Source organism: Streptomyces sp. NPDC015139 (assembly GCF_043079785.1).
Classification (GTDB): domain Bacteria; phylum Actinomycetota; class Actinomycetes; order Streptomycetales; family Streptomycetaceae; genus Streptomyces; species Streptomyces albidocamelliae.
The window spans coordinates 179,820-194,510 of the sequence record NZ_JBIBUW010000004.1; the positions used below are offsets into that span (position 1 = coordinate 179,820).

The 14,691-nt window shown below is 73.5% G+C and carries 12 protein-coding genes; 11 read left to right on the top strand and 1 reads right to left on the bottom strand.

Annotated features, from left to right (window positions below; genetic code table 11):
• The first annotated feature begins 84 nt into the window (after window positions 1–84).
• The gene (locus tag ACF08B_RS13175) at window positions 85–600 is read left to right on the top strand and encodes a YceI family protein (protein WP_392317408.1); all 516 of its coding nucleotides are present in this window, start codon (window positions 85–87) and stop codon (window positions 598–600) included.
• Window positions 601–700: 100 nt separating this feature from the next.
• Here ACF08B_RS13175 and ACF08B_RS13180 read toward each other — a convergent pair whose 3' ends face one another.
• A complete protein-coding gene (locus ACF08B_RS13180; protein ID WP_392317720.1) occupies window positions 701–2,329 on the bottom strand; it encodes a hypothetical protein in 1,629 nt (542 codons plus the stop codon).
• Window positions 2,330–2,689: 360 nt separating this feature from the next.
• On the opposite strand from ACF08B_RS13180, the gene ACF08B_RS13185 reads away from it, so the two are divergent.
• From ACF08B_RS13185 to ACF08B_RS13230, 10 genes are all read left to right on the top strand, one after another.
• Window positions 2,690–3,079 carry a cell division protein SepF gene (locus ACF08B_RS13185; RefSeq protein WP_093473984.1) on the top strand — a complete coding sequence of 130 codons (390 nt, stop codon included), beginning with the start codon at window positions 2,690–2,692 and terminating at the stop codon, window positions 3,077–3,079.
• Window positions 3,080–3,575: 496 nt separating this feature from the next.
• Window positions 3,576–4,772, top strand: coding sequence for an AAA family ATPase (locus ACF08B_RS13190; protein WP_392317409.1), 1,197 nt, complete (start codon window positions 3,576–3,578; stop codon window positions 4,770–4,772).
• A 204-nt stretch (window positions 4,773–4,976) separates the two neighbouring features.
• Entirely contained in the window at window positions 4,977–5,366 is a 390-nt protein-coding gene (locus ACF08B_RS13195) for a nucleotide pyrophosphohydrolase (protein WP_392317410.1), read from the top strand.
• A 207-nt stretch (window positions 5,367–5,573) separates the two neighbouring features.
• Complete coding sequence (locus tag ACF08B_RS13200; RefSeq protein ID WP_392317411.1) at window positions 5,574–6,065, top strand: DUF6099 family protein; 492 nt, start codon at window positions 5,574–5,576, stop codon at window positions 6,063–6,065.
• A 284-nt stretch (window positions 6,066–6,349) separates the two neighbouring features.
• Window positions 6,350–7,273: an LLM class F420-dependent oxidoreductase gene (locus ACF08B_RS13205; protein ID WP_392317412.1), complete on the top strand. Its 924-nt coding sequence runs from the start codon at window positions 6,350–6,352 to the stop codon at window positions 7,271–7,273.
• Between the two features lie 124 nt (window positions 7,274–7,397).
• A complete protein-coding gene (locus ACF08B_RS13210) occupies window positions 7,398–8,339 on the top strand; it encodes a CbrC family protein (RefSeq protein WP_392317413.1) in 942 nt (313 codons plus the stop codon).
• Window positions 8,340–8,501: 162 nt separating this feature from the next.
• The gene (locus tag ACF08B_RS13215) at window positions 8,502–9,431 is read left to right on the top strand and encodes a hypothetical protein (protein WP_392317414.1); all 930 of its coding nucleotides are present in this window, start codon (window positions 8,502–8,504) and stop codon (window positions 9,429–9,431) included.
• Window positions 9,428–10,552: a DUF4232 domain-containing protein gene (locus ACF08B_RS13220; RefSeq protein ID WP_392317415.1), complete on the top strand. Its 1,125-nt coding sequence runs from the start codon at window positions 9,428–9,430 to the stop codon at window positions 10,550–10,552. Before ACF08B_RS13215 ends, ACF08B_RS13220 begins: the two co-directional genes overlap by 4 nt.
• 85 nt (window positions 10,553–10,637) lie before the next feature.
• Window positions 10,638–12,119: a 3' terminal RNA ribose 2'-O-methyltransferase Hen1 gene (locus tag ACF08B_RS13225; RefSeq protein WP_392317416.1), complete on the top strand. Its 1,482-nt coding sequence runs from the start codon at window positions 10,638–10,640 to the stop codon at window positions 12,117–12,119.
• Window positions 12,116–14,659: a polynucleotide kinase-phosphatase gene (locus ACF08B_RS13230; protein ID WP_392317417.1), complete on the top strand. Its 2,544-nt coding sequence runs from the start codon at window positions 12,116–12,118 to the stop codon at window positions 14,657–14,659. Before ACF08B_RS13225 ends, ACF08B_RS13230 begins: the two co-directional genes overlap by 4 nt.
• Window positions 14,660–14,691 lie beyond the last annotated feature (32 nt).

Genomic DNA, 14,691 nt, shown 5'->3' on the forward strand with positions numbered 1-14,691 from the left:
CTTTTGGACGACCAGGTTGTTCAATTTTGGATCAGGGGCTAGCGTGAAGTCATCCAAAATTGGACCACTGCTGAGGAGCACACCATGACCGTCACCGTCGAGACCGGTCCGTGGCGGCTGGACCCCACCGCCTCCACGGTGGCGCTGCGCCACCGGACGATGTGGGGTCTCGTCACCGTGAAGGGCGCGTTCGCGGAGATCGGCGGCAGGGGCGAGGTGCGGCCGGACGGCTCGGCCGACGGCACCGTGACCCTGGGCGCCGCCTCCCTGGACACCGGGAACACCAGGCGGGACACCCACCTGCGCTCGGCGGACTTCTTCGACGCCGGCAACCACCCGGAGATCACCTTCGCCGTGCGGGCCGCCGACCGCCTCGACGCGGACGGCGTCCGTGTCACCGGCAGCCTGACCGTACGCGGCGTCACCGAGCCGCAGACCCTCACCGCGCGCCTGCTCCCGGCCGACGCCGACGCGCTCACCCTGGAGACCGAGTTCGACGTGGACCGCGCCCGGTTCGGCATGGGCTGGAACCTGCTCGGCATGGTGCGCGGCCTGACCACGGTGACGGCGAGCCTCCGCTTCACGCGCGCGGGGGGCTGACGGGACGGGCATCCACGCGCGCGGGCCTGACTCCGCTCGGTCCTTCACGCGGTCGGGGGCCGACCGCTCGGTCGTTCACGCGAGGGGCGACCGCCCGGGCTCAGCCCCCGACGCCCAGCTCGGCCCGCCGTACGTCCCGCGTGGAGAGCGTCTGCGGGGTCCCCGTGAAGGCGCGCAGCCGCAGCCGGGTGCTCGGCTTGGCGGGCACCGCGAACCGGCCCCCGGGCGCCCACAGTTCCACCGTCGCCGTGCCGTGCGCGGGAATCGACGCAGGGCCGCGCACGAGCGACCAGTAACGGCTCATGCCCTGGCCGGTGGTGAGCATGTAGTGCGGGGTCAGCGCGACATCACCGGTGTTGGCGACCCTCAGGGTCAGCGCGGACAGCGACCGCGCCGGGCCGCGCCGCACCGCCGCGACGTCCATCCGCAGCGGCGGCCGCCCCGACGCCGCCAGGGCGGCGCTCACCAGCGCGGGCGCCACCAGCAGCGCGGCGGCCGCGGCCAGGGCGGCCCGGCGGCGCGGGCCGGTCGCCCACCGGGGCCGCGGCTGCCACGCGCGCGAGAACTCCGGCAGCGGCACGGTGACCGCAGCCGCGAGCCACAATGGCGTCATCATCAGGTAGTAGCCGTCCTGCGAGCGGGTCGCCAGGTAGAAGGCGCACCAGGGCAGCACCGTCGCGGCCGGGCCGAGCCGCCGGACGAACAGCACGAACACCGCCAGCAGCGCCGCCACCAGCAGCACGCTGGCCCTGCCGTACCAGTCCAGCCGGTCGCTGCCCTGGGTGAAGTACAGCGAGACGTCCACCAGGCCCTGGCCGTGCAGCACCGCACCCTGCGTCAGCGGCAGGAAGATGCCCCGGAGCCAGGGGCCGGGCTCGCTCACCACGAAGTACGTGTCGAGCAGCAGCCAGGTCAGGGCCGCGATCCCGGTGATCCGCAGCACCACGCGTACGGCGGCCCGCGCGCCCAGCTCGCCGCGGCGCACCGCGTACCACCCGGCCAGCAGGAACGGCGCGACGAACCAAGGGAGTTGCTGTGCGGCGCACGCGGCGCCGAGGCACGCGGCCCGCGCGACCCCCGCGGCGCCCAGCCGGCCCCGGGCGCCGAGCCGCGGCCAGCGCACCACCACCGGCACCAGCAGCATCATGCCGACGATCGCCGGGTACCCCTGCCGGGCGTACATCGGCAGGAAACCGAAGCCCAGGCACACCATCGTGGCCGCGGGGCGCCACGGCACCGGCAGCAGCCGCCACAGCCCGACCGTGCCCACGAGGAGTACGGCCGTGGCCGCCGCCGTCGCCGGGGCGCCGCCGTGGCCCAGCCACAGGAACGGCGTGGTGAGCAGCGGGGCGAGCGGGGGATAGCCGTAGGTGAAGTCGTACCCGCCGTCCATGGTCGCCGTCAGGGCGACGCCCTTCATGTGGAACAGCCACGGCCACGGCTGCCCGTACACGGCGTGTCCGGCGACGAGTTCGCGCGCCGCCTGGGTGGTGAGGACCGCCTCGTCGCCACCGGCGTGGTTCAGTGCCCAGGCGCACAGGGCGAGGGTGACCGCGGTCGCCAGCACCAGCAGGTCCAGACGGGCGAGCGAGCGTGCCCGGCGGACCGTCAGCGCGAGTACGCCGGTCACCAGGATCGCGGCGTAGCAGACGGAGATGACGCCCGCGAGGACCGGCCGGTTCGTGGCCGCCTGGGTCCACACCGAGCGCGTGCCGATGAACAGGCTCATGTCGGCGAGCAGCGTCAGCACGCGATGCCATTGCGCCGGTCCCCGGGTGTCCTCCGTGAGGTCCCCCGGGGCGGCGGACACCGCCGACAGTGTCCGCCGGCCGGGTGTCACCTGCTGTGTTTCTGCCAAGTGCACGGAGCCGGACGCTAGTGGCGGCCGGTGAGCGGAGTGTCGCGGCACGTGAAGAGTCCGGTAGGAGGGCGGTAAGAAGCGGGCGTAAGCGTACAAGTGACCCGCGTCGCTCCCGGGTCGGTGCCTCCATGTCGGTCGCGCACCGTGTCATTGTTGGGCCGAACGGGTGACTTGGAGTAAGAATTGACCGGTGCAGTCAATGAGTGCGAGTCAGGTCGGGGGGAGCCGGTGAGCCGTTACGACGTCACCGATGAACAGTGGGAAGGGCTCGCCCAGGTCGTGCCGCTGCGGGGCCGGGACGCCTGGCCGTCCGCGGTCGACCACCGCTCGCTGCCCGACTCCGAGACCGAGACCCGGCGCCGTTTCGTGGTGCTGCGTGTCAACGTCTTCGGCGACGCGCGGGAGGTCGCCGAGACGCTGATGGCCGGGGTGCCCGTGCTGCTCGACCTGTCCGGCGCGGAGGGCGATGTCGCCAAGCGCGTCCTCGACTTCAGCACGGGCGTGGTGTTCGGCCTCGGCAGCGGGATGCACCGCGTCGACCGCAACGTGTTCCTCCTCACCCCACCCGGCACGGAGGTCAGCGGGCTGATGGAGGGGGCGGGGGTCTCCGGGGGCTGAGCCACCGGCCTTCGGCCGCGGTCGTTCCCGGCGGCGGGCCTCCGGCCGGTGCGGCGGATCCTGCCGGCCGGCCCTCGGTCGCGGATGCGTCGGGTGTCCGGCCTCAGGCCGCGGCTGCACCCGGTATCCGGCCTGCGGACGAGGTCGTTCCCGGGGGCGATCTCGGGCTGCGGCTGCCTCCGCTGACTGGTCCCCAGCCGCGCTGTTCCCGGCGGCCGGCCTCCGGCCGCGTACCCGGCATCCGGCCTCGGGCTGTGGCCGTTCCCGGCGGCCGGCTTCGGGCCGCGTACCCGGCACCTGGCCTTCGGCCGCATTCGTTCCCGGCCGCCGGCCGCGAGGGCTGTCGGGTCCGATCCCCGTCGTGGCCGTTCACCGTGGCTCTCGGCCGGTGTTCGTCATACCGGTGTCCCGTTGCGGCCCCGGCCCGTCCCTCGATCGTAGGAAGGTGCGGAGGGCCAAACGGTTCGCCGCCGGAGCGGAGGCCTACGGTCCGCTCATGGCCGTGCCTTCCGTGTACGCCGGGCCTCCGGCGGCCGACGAATCCGCTGCGCCCGTCCCCGCGCAGTCCCGCAGACCCCCCGACGTGCGTGCCCGCATCACCGAGTTGCGGCTGTCGGCCTTCGCCGGGCACCGGCGGGCCGGGTTCCCGCTGGGCCCCGTCACCCTGTTCGCGGGACCCAGCGGCGCGGGCAAGACGACGGCGTTCGCCGCCCTCGAGGCGCTCGCCCGGCTCGGCGGCGGCGCCACACTCCGGGAGGCGTTCCCCGACCCGGCCGCCTGCGTGCCGGAACGGGCGCGCCCCGACGCCGGCGGACGGCGCGGGTTCCGCATCGGGTGCACCGCCGACGGCGCCGAGGGACCGGTCCGGCTGGACCTCGCCGTACAGGCCGAACCGGAGCCGCGTGTCGTGGGCGAGCGGCTGACCGCGGACGGCATCGTCCTGCTGGAGACCGCCCTGCGCGATCCGGCGCGCCGGACCGTGCAGGCGGCCTGGCACACCGCGGGCTCCGCCCCCGTGACCCGTGCCCCGTTCCCCGACGACCGCCTCGGCACCGCCCTGCTGCCGCTGCGGGTGGCCGGCAAGACCGACGGGCAGCGCCGGGTCCTCGCCGCGGCCGAGCAGATGGTCGTCGCCCTGCGCTCCGTCTTCTCCTGCGACCCGCGTCCGGACCGCATGCGGACCCCCGTCCCCACGGGTTCCGGCAGGCTGCTGGCCGGCTGCGACAACCTGGCCGACGTCCTGTGGCGCACCCGCGCGGAGTGCTCGCGCCGGCACGGTCTGCTGGTCGAGGCGGTGCGGGCGGGCTGCGCCGGTCCGGTGACCGACCTGCTCGCCCAGCCGCTGAGCGACGGCACGGTACGGGCGCTGCTCGACCGCGGCGACGGCTTCCGCACCGAACTCGCCCGGCTCGGCGACGGCGAACTGCGCTACCTCGCGCTGACCCTGGTCCTGCTGACCGGGCCCGGCGTCCTCGACGTGGACGCCCCCGGCGAGGTCCCCGACGCCCTGCGCAGCCTCACCGTCCTCGCCGACGGTTTCGACCGCGCCCTCGACCCGGTCCAGCGCCGCCAACTGCTCGCGACGGCGGCCCGGATGGGCGAGCGCGGGCACATCCGCTGCGTCGCCGCGGTGAACGACACCTCCTGGACCGCGGGCGTCGAGGGCGTCACGGTCGTACACCTGGAGCCCTGACCGAACTCCCCTGAACCTCGCCCCGGCGGCGGGGGCTCGTCCGGGCCCGCCGGTGCCGAGGGCCCGGACGGGCGGGGTGAGTTCAACCGGCACGCGACCGGGAAGCACGAGTGTCGTGCGGTCCCGGCGCGGCGCCCTTCAACGGCGGCCTGGGCCGACCGGGGGGGTCCGGACCGGCGGTGTCGCAGTGGTACACCTGGAGCCGTGACCGAACCCCTCGACCTCGCCCGACTGCAGCGCCGGCTCGCCGAGTTCGCCGCCGCGCGGAAATGGCAGCGCTACCACACGCCGAAGAACCTCGTCTCCGCCCTGTCGGTGGAAGCCTCCGAACTGGTCGAGATCTTCCAGTGGCTGACCCCCGAGGAGTCCGCCCGCGTGATGGACGACCCCGAGCGCGCCCCCCGGGTCACGGACGAGGTCGCCGACGTGCTCGCCTACCTGCTCCAGTTCTGCGAGGTCCTCGGCATCGACCCGCTGACCGCCCTGGACGCCAAGATCGACCGTAACGAACACCGGTTCCCGGTACCGGGCCAGGACGCCCCCCGGCCGGACGCCTCCGGCCAGAACGCCCCCGGCCCGGACGAGCGCACCTGAAGGTGTCCCCGAGACCGCTCGGCCGACGGGCGGACGCTGAAACTCCGTTATCACCCTGCGTAGCCGAAATGCCTGTCGAATCCGAATTGTTGTCCACAGATTTCGGCCTTCCTCTGGCTTTTCGCCTCAGAGGCCCTCACGCTGGGTAGTGAACAGGGGAGTTCACGCACACGTGCGAGCGCGCACGCGGACGGACGGGGGCAACGGATGGAAGCGGTACGGCTCATCCTCACGAGCAGGCGTGCCCTCCTGGGCGGCGCCGACGCGGCCGAGATGCTGGCCGAGGTGTGGCAGGCGCAGGCGCTGGCCCAGGCGATCGGCAGCCGCCTCGCGGTGTCCGGCCCGCCCGAGCTGCGCGGCGAGGCGCTGGGGCTGACGGAGCTGGCGGGCCGGGGCTGCGGAGTCCTGGATCCGCCCGAACTCGACCCGAAGGATCTGCGCGCCGCCCAGCTCACGGCACTGGACGACGCCCGCGAGACCCTTCTCTGCCTCGGCAGCCTGCTCGGCGAGGTCGGTATGGCCCTGGTCGGCATGGCGAGCGCGGCGGCCGACGAGACGACGTACTGGCAGTGCATGGAGGCCATCGACGCGGCCGACGAGTCCCGCGACCGCGTCCTGGAGATGCTGCGCAAGCTGGCGGCCCGGGAGGAGATGCTCCCGGGGAACGGAAGCGAGAGCAGCCCTTCCGGCGCGCTGTGAGACGAGGCGATCGCGGCGGTCGGCGGGCCCGGCCGCTGAAGACGGTGTGAGGCGCCCGGGCGACGGCCCCGGACGCGGCGGTCGGTCCGGCTCGCCCGCCCCGGGAATGCCCTGACCGGCATGCGGCTGCGCCGGTGCCGACAGGTCCGCGTTCAGCGTGGCCGTCAGCTCCTCCGTCCGCTCCAGGAGTCCCCCCGCGAGGTGGCCGGTTTTCACCCGACCGTGAACGGCCGTGCCGGACGGTGCCGGCGATGTCGACGGGGAGCGGCGTGCAGGATGGATGTATGGACCTTCGAATCTTCACCGAGCCCCAGCAGGGCGCCACGTACGACACCTTGCTCACCGTCGCCAAGGCCACCGAGGACCTCGGTTTCGACGCCTTCTTCCGCTCCGACCACTATCTGCGCATGGGCGGCGCGGACGGTCTGCCCGGCCCCACGGACGCCTGGATCACGCTGGCCGGCCTGGCCCGCGAGACCAAGCGGATCCGCCTCGGCACCCTGATGACGGCCGGCACCTTCCGCCTGCCCGGCGTGCTCGCCATCCAGGTCGCCCAGGTCGACCGGATGTCCGGCGGCCGGGTGGAGCTGGGCCTCGGCGCGGGCTGGTTCGAGGAGGAGCACAAGGCGTACGGCATCCCCTTCCCCAAGGAGAAGTTCGCGCGGCTGGAGGAGCAGCTGGCGATCGTCACCGGGCTGTGGGCCACGGAGGTCGGCAAGACCTTCGACTTCCACGGCACGTACTACGACCTCACCGACTCGCCCGCGCTGCCCAAGCCGGCCCAGCGGAAGGTGCCGGTGCTCATCGGCGGTCACGGCGCGACCCGTACCCCGCGGCTCGCCGCCCGGTACGCCGACGAGTTCAACATCCCCTTCGCCTCCGTCGAGGACAGCGAGCGGCAGTTCGGCCGGGTCCGCTCCGCCGCGCAGGAGGCGGGCCGTGCCGCGGACGACCTGACGTACTCCAACGCGCTCGTGGTCTGTGTCGGCAAGGACGACCAGGAGGTCGCCCGGCGCGCCGCCGCGATCGGCCGCGAGGTCGACGAGCTGAAGGCCAACGGGCTGGCCGGTTCCCCGGCCGAGGTCGTCGACCGGATCGGCCGGTACGCCGAGATCGGCTCCCGGCGGATCTACCTCCAGATCCTGGACCTGCACGACCTCGACCACCTGGAACTGATCTCCGCCGAGGTCCAGTCGCAGCTGTCGTAGCCGGCGGGCGGGTTCGCACGGGGCGCCGTGACGAACCCGCTCCCCGCCTTCCCCGCCCGGCTCCGCCCTCTGGTCCAGGGCCGGCGAGCCCCGGTTGTCAGTGCCTCGTGGTGCAGTGGTCCCCATGGGATTCGCGATCCGCGTCTACAAGTTCCGCGAGGGGGAGGTCGTCCCCGTCGACGCCTCGGTGGTGCGGGAGGTGCTGGAGCCGTACGCGCCCTACGACGTGCCGGACGGGGAGTCCGTCGAATGGGTGCGGGCGGCCGACGGCAGTGAGGCCGATGTGCACCTGGACCACGGGGTGACGTTCGACCGGCCGGGCCCCGGCGTGCTGGACCCGATCGCCGAGGTGGCCCGCCGTACCCGTGCCGCCGTGCTGCTGCTCGGGAACCCGGGTGCGGCGATCGTGACCTGCGAGGAGGACCGGGCGCACCTGCCGGAGGATCTCCGTGGGACCGCCGTCGTCGCCCCGTCCTCCGTCCTGACCGGCGCGACGATCCAACAGGTCGTCAGGCCCCTGCCGGAGCCACGCCCGAGGCCCGCACTGCCGCCGTTCCCCTACCACCCGGATCCGGTCGCCACCGGCTCGGTGACCGCCGCGGCCGAGACCTGCGTGTGCTGCGGCTACGACCAGGGCTGGATCTGCACCGGGCCGGTGTACGGCGCGGACGTACCCGACGGCCGCGTCTGCCCGTACTGCGTCGCGTTCGGCACCGCCGCCGAGCGGTACGGCGCGTTCTTCAACGAGGTCGAGGCGCGCCGGATGCCCGACGACGTGGCCCGGCGGATCCGCGAACGCACCCCGAACTTCGCCACCTGGCAGGACGGGGACTGGCCTGCGCACTGCGGCGACGGCGGGGTGTTCCTCGGCGCGGTCGGCGCGGAGGAACTGCGGTCCCACCCGCAGGCACTCGACCACCTGCGCCGCCAGTGCGCCGAGTGGGGCCGGGGGCCGGAAGCCACCGAGGGGTTCGTCGGCGCCCTCGACAAGGACGGCGGGCCGACCGCCTACCTCTTCCGATGCCGTGTCTGCGACACCCACTTCGCGCACGCCGACTTCACCTGACCCGTCGCCCGGTGGGCGGCGCACCCCGACAGCACGGCTCTCCCGCGAACTCCCGTGCCTGAACCGGCCCATGTGTCGCACCTGTGTTCACGTTGTGCCGGAACTGTGGGCTCCATCACAGCGCAGCCGGTCCGGGCCTGGTCGGATGATCAGGTGCGCAAAGTGCTCCCTCTCACCCTCACCGGCCTGCTGGCCCTGTCGGCCTGTCAGTTGGCCGGCCAGGACGACTCTGCGGGCGAGGCCCACCGCCTCAACGCCATGCAGTCGTTCCCGCTGCACGCCTACATCCCGGACCCCGCGTCGGACGGCGGGAAGTCCATCGGCAAGGCGCAGTGGATCCTCGCGAAGCAGTGCATGGTCCGGCTCGACTTCTCCGGCTTCAGGACACTCCAGACCAGGACCGTGGAGTCGACGTACCCGGTCCGCCAGGGAACGCTCGCGGGCGGCGACCGGGCCGGTGACGACAGCCCCTACGGGGTCGACGATCCCGAGCTGGCCGCCGAGCACGGCTACCACAACCGGCAAGCGGACGACTCGTCCCAGCCGATGGAGTGGCCGGCCGACCAGTACGTCGCGCTGACCGGCTCCTTCGGCTCCGGCGACAGCCGCTCCGCCCATGGGCACACCATCCCCGAGGGCGGCTGCCTGGGGCAGGCCACCCGCAAGATCTACGGCGCCCCGCCGAAGGCGACGAAGGTCAACGGTGTGAAGCTCAGCGGCTACTACTCGCTCGCCCTCGAACTCTGGTACGAGTCCCACAAGAAGGCGCGGAAGGACCCTGACTGGAAGAAGGCCGACCGCGACTGGTCGGCGTGCATGAAGAAGGAGGGCTTCCACTACCCCGACCCGGACAAGGCCTCGCTCGACTCGGCCTGGTTCCGCGGCGGAGGGCCGTCGGGCAAGGAGAAGAAGACCGCGGCCGCCGACGCCCGGTGCAAGCTCGACACCGACTACATCGCCACCGTGCACGCCATCGAGTCCGGCGCGCAGAAGACCGTCATCCGTCGGCACAAGAAGGACCTGGACGACATGCGCGCGGCGGACGAGCGGGCCGTCGGCAACGCCCGCACCATCATCGGCAAGCAGGCGTGAGCGGGGCGGTGCCCGCCCGGGGAGCCGCGGCCGCCGTCGCCGTGACGGCGGTTCTCCTCCTCACCGGCTGCGGCTCGAAGCAGGCCGGCCCCGCCGCCGGTGGAACCCGCACCGGCGGCGGCCCGCGGTCCGTCACCGCCGACCCGCTCTGCCCGTCCGGCGCATTCCGGTACGGCGCCACCCCGACGGACGGCCCCTCCGCGAGCACCGCCTCCCGCCCGCCCCGCACCACCCCGGCCTCGCCGGCTTCTGAGACGTCCCGGAGGTCGCTTCCGCTCCCGACCGGCACCGCGGCCGCCAGGGACGGCGTGCGCATCACCGCCCTCACCGCCCTCACCGACGGCTCAGGCCACGACCGCCGGACCGGCGACGACGAACGCTCCCGCGACGGCGACCGCTCCGGCGACCGCCGGGCCTGCACTCCCGCCCGCTTCTCCGCCGACTTCACCGTCACCAACCACGACCCCTCGGCCATGACCTACACGGTCACCCTCGGCTTCCTGTCCGCCTCCGGAGGCGCCGTCGGGACCGCTGAGCAGACCGTCGCCGGCGTCCGGCCGGGGCGGACGGTGCGGAGCACCGCCGAACTCGGGGCCATGCCCGGCAACCCCCCGGCCGTGGCCGGCGTGTCGATCATGAAGGTCAGGGGTGTCCCCGCCGCGGAGGCCCCCGCGAACGGAGACGGACCGTGCCCCGCCTCCGGAGTGCGCCTGTACACCGACCAGGGGGACGCCGCCATGGGGCTGCGCGTGGTGGGCCTCCACCTGGAGAACTGCGGCACCGGTACCCACCGCCTCGACGGCCGCCCCAGGCTCCAGATCCTCGACGCGGACCGAGAACCGGTCACCGGCGTGCGCATCGTCCGCGGCGAGGACATCGCGACCGGCACCGGCGCCGACGGCACCCCCCGGCCACTCGCCCTCCGCCCCGGCGAGCGCGCCCACGCCGTCCTCACCTGGCGCAACACGACCCAGGCCGGCACCGCCGTCAACGCGCCCTACGTTCGTGTGTGGGCCGAGCCGGGCGCCCGGCCGGTGCTGGTGACCCCGGAGCTCGACCTCGGCACCACGGGGAAACTCGGCGTCGGCCCGTGGAAGAAGGAGGAGGACACCGGCCGCTGACCGACACGGCACCCCGGAAAGAAATCGGTGGGTCGCACGCGAAAACCGGTGGTCAACGCGTTCGGGGGCCGGGAGACTCGGTCATGTGTTCCTGACGATCTCCATGCGCGGCGACGCCGCCCAGCCGGCCACCGACCTCGGGTTCCTGCTGCACAAGCACCCGGACAAGGTCCAGCAGTTCTCCACCTCCTACGGCACCGCCCACGTGTTCTACCCCGAGGCGGACGAACGGCACTGCACGGCCGCGCTGCTGCTGGAGACCGACCCCGTGACGCTGGTCCGGCGGGGGAAGGGCAAGGGCCGCGGGGGCGCGCCCGACGCGGCGCTCGCCCAGTACGTCAACGACCGTCCCTACGCGGCCTCCTCGCTGCTCGCGGTCGCGCTGAGCAGCGTGTTCTCCAGCGCCTTGAAGGGCACCTGCCACGCCAGACCCGAACTGCCGGGACGGCCCCGGCCGCTGCGCGTCGAGGTGCCCGCACTGCCCGCCCGCGGCGGCCCGGACCTCGTACGGAACCTCTTCGAGCCGCTGGGCTGGAAGGTGGGCGCCGAACCGGTCCCGCTGGACACGCGGTTCCCCGAGTGGGGCGACTCGCGGTACGTGCGCCTCGTCCTGGAGTCCGGGACGCTGACCGTCGCCGAGGCGCTGCGCCACCTCTACGTGCTGCTCCCCGTCCTCGACGACGCCAAGCACTACTGGGTCGCCTCCGACGAGGTCGACAAGCTGCTGCGCGCCGGTGAGGGCTGGCTGCCCGAGCACCCCGAACAGAAGCTGATCACCAGCCGCTACCTCTCGCGCCGCTGGTCGCTGACCCGGGAGGCGATGGAGCGGCTGGAGCTGGTGCGGCTCGCGGAGGCGGACGACAGCGAGGTCGAGGACATCGACAACGCCGTCGAGGCGGAGACCGTGGCGGAGGAGAAGCCGACCCCGCTCGCCGTGCAGCGCCGGGACGCGATCATCGCGGCACTGCACACGGCCGGCGCGGCCCGGGTCCTGGACCTCGGCTGTGGACAGGGCCAGCTGGTGCAGGCGCTGCTCAGGGACGTCCGGTTCACCGAGATCGTCGGCGTCGACGTGTCGATGCGGGCCCTGACCATCGCCTCCCGGCGGCTGAGGCTGGACCGCATGGGGGAGCGGCAGGCCTCGCGTGTCCAGCTCTTCCAGGGCTCGCTCGCGTACACCGACAACCGGCTCAAGGGCTACGACGCCGCCGTGCTCAGCGAGGTCGTCGAGCACCTCGACCTGCCGAGGCTGCCCGCCCTGGAGTACGCCGTGTTCGGGCACGCCCGCCCGCGCACGGTCCTCGTCACCACCCCGAACGTCGAGTTCAACGTCCGCTGGGAATCCCTCCCGGCCGGCCACGTCCGGCACGGCGACCACCGGTTCGAGTGGACCCGCGAGGAGTTCCGCACCTGGGCGCGGACCGTGGCCGAACGGCACGGGTACACCGTGGAGTTCGTACCGGTGGGGCTCGACGACCCGGAGGTCGGACCGCCCACCCAGATGGCCGTGTTCACCATGAGGACCGAGAAGACCGAGAAGACCGAGAAGGAGGCGACGGCGGCATGACCGGCACACAGCACCAGGGGCGGGTCCTCCCCGTCACCGACCTCTCCCTCGTCGTCCTCGTCGGCGCCTCCGGCTCCGGCAAGTCGACCTTCGCCCGCCGGAACTTCAAGCCGACCGAGGTGATCTCGTCCGACTTCTGCCGCGGCCTGGTCTCGGACGACGAGAACGACCAGAGCGCGACACGCGACGCCTTCGACGTCCTGCACTACATCGCGGGCAAGCGACTGGCCGCCGGCCGGCGCACGGTCGTCGACGCCACCAGCGTGCAGTCGGACGCCCGCAAGCAGCTTGTCGAGCTGGCCAGGCGGTACGACGTGCTGCCCATCGCCATCGTGCTGGACATGCCCGAGGAGGTGTGCGCCGAGCGCAACGCGGCCCGCACCGACCGCGCCGACATGCCCCGCCGGGTCATCCAGCGGCACATCCGCGAACTGCGGCGCTCCCTGCGGCACCTGGAGCGCGAGGGCTTCCGCAAGGTGCACGTGCTGCGCGGTCCGCAGGAGGCCGAGCACGCCACCGTCGTCACCGAGAAGCGCTTCAACGACCTGACCCACCTCACCGGCCCCTTCGACATCGTCGGCGACATCCACGGCTGCGCCTTCGAACTGGAGGCGCTGCTCACCAAGCTGGGGTACGTGAACGGCGTGCACCCCGACGGCCGTACCGCCGTGTTCGTCGGCGACCTCGTCGACCGCGGACCGGACACCCCGGGCGTGCTGCGCCGGGTGATGTCGATGGTGAAGTCGGGCGACGCGCTGTGCGTGCCGGGCAACCACGAGAACAAGTACGGCCGTCACCTCAAGGGCCGCAAGGTCCAGCACACCCACGGGCTCGCCGAGACCGTCGCGCAGATGGAGGGCGAGAGCGAGGAGTTCAAGGCCGAGGTCCGCGCCTTCCTCGACGGGCTGGTCAGCCACTACGTCCTCGACGGCGGACGGCTCGTCGTCTGCCACGCCGGACTGCCCGAGAAGTACCACGGCCGCACCTCCGGCCGGGTCCGCTCGCACGCCCTGTACGGCGAGACGACCGGCGAGACGGACGAGTTCGGGCTGCCGGTGCGCTACCCGTGGGCCGAGGACTACCGCGGCCGGGCCGCCGTGGTCTACGGCCACACACCCGTCCCCGAGGCCACCTGGCTCAACAACACCATCTGCCTGGACACCGGCGCCGTCTTCGGCGGCAAGCTGACCGCACTGCGCTGGCCGGAGCGCGAGCTGGTCGACGTACCGGCCGAGCGGGTCTGGTACGAACCGGCGAGGCCGCTGCGCTCCGAGGCACCCGGCGGGCACGACGGACGCCCGCTGGCCCTGGCCGACGTGCACGGCCGCCGGGCCGTGGAGACCAGGCACGCCGGGATGGTGGCGGTCCGTGAGGAGAACGCGGCGGCGGCCCTGGAGGTCATGAGCCGCTTCGCGATCGACCCGCGCCTGCTGCCGTACCTGCCGCCGACCATGGCGCCCACCGCGACCTCGCAGGCCGACGGCTACCTGGAGCACCCGGAGGAGGCCTTCGCGAGCTACGCCCAGGACGGGGTGGCCCGGGTCGTGTGCGAGGAGAAGCACATGGGCTCCCGGGCCGCGGCCCTGGTGTGCCGGGACGGGGAGGCGGCCCGGCGGCGGTTCGGCGTCGACGGCCCGACGGGCTCCCTGTACACGCGCACCGGGCGTCCCTTCTTCGGTGACGAGGCGGTGACCGAGGAGATCCTCGGCCGCATCCGCACGGCGGTCGGCGAGGCCGGACTGTGGGACGAACTCGCCACCGACTGGCTGCTGCTGGACGCCGAGCTGCTGCCGTGGTCGCTGAAGGCGTCCGGGCTGCTGCGCAGCCAGTACGCGGCCGTCGGCGCCGCCTCGGGGGCCGTGTTCCCTGGCGCGCTCGCCGCACTGGAGGGTGCCGCGGCACGCGGTGTCGAGGTGACCGGCCTGCTGGCCCACCAGCGGGAACGCGCAGCCGACGCGGCCGCGTTCACCGACGCCTACCGCCGTTACTGCTGGACGACCGAGGGCCTGGACGGCGTGCGCCTCGCACCCTTCCAGATCCTGGCGGTCCAGGGCCGCAGCCTCGCCGCTCTGCCGCACGACGAGCAGCTCGCCCTGCTCGACCGGCTCGTCGAGCACGACGGCAGCGGCCTGCTCCAGACCACCCGACGGCTGTACGTCGACACCGGCGACCCGGAGTCGGTGCGCGCGGGCGTGGACTGGTGGCTGGAGATGACCGGCCGCGGCGGCGAGGGCATGGTCGTCAAGCCGGCCGGCGCGCTGGTCCGCAACCCGGAGGGCCGGCTGGTGCAGCCCGGCATCAAGTGCCGGGGCCGTGAGTACCTGCGGATCATCTACGGCCCCGAGTACACCCGGCCGGACAACCTCGCCCGGCTCCGGCACCGCTTCCTGAACCACAAGCGGTCCCTCGCCCTGCGCGAGTACGCCCTCGGCCTGGAGGCCCTGGACCGCCTCGCCGAAGGAGAACCGCTGTGGCGCGTCCACGAGGCGGTGTTCGGGGTCCTGGCCCTGGAGTCGGAACCGGTGGACCCGCGTCTGTGAGCCGGCGCGTTCGCGGTCGTGACGGGCGGGGG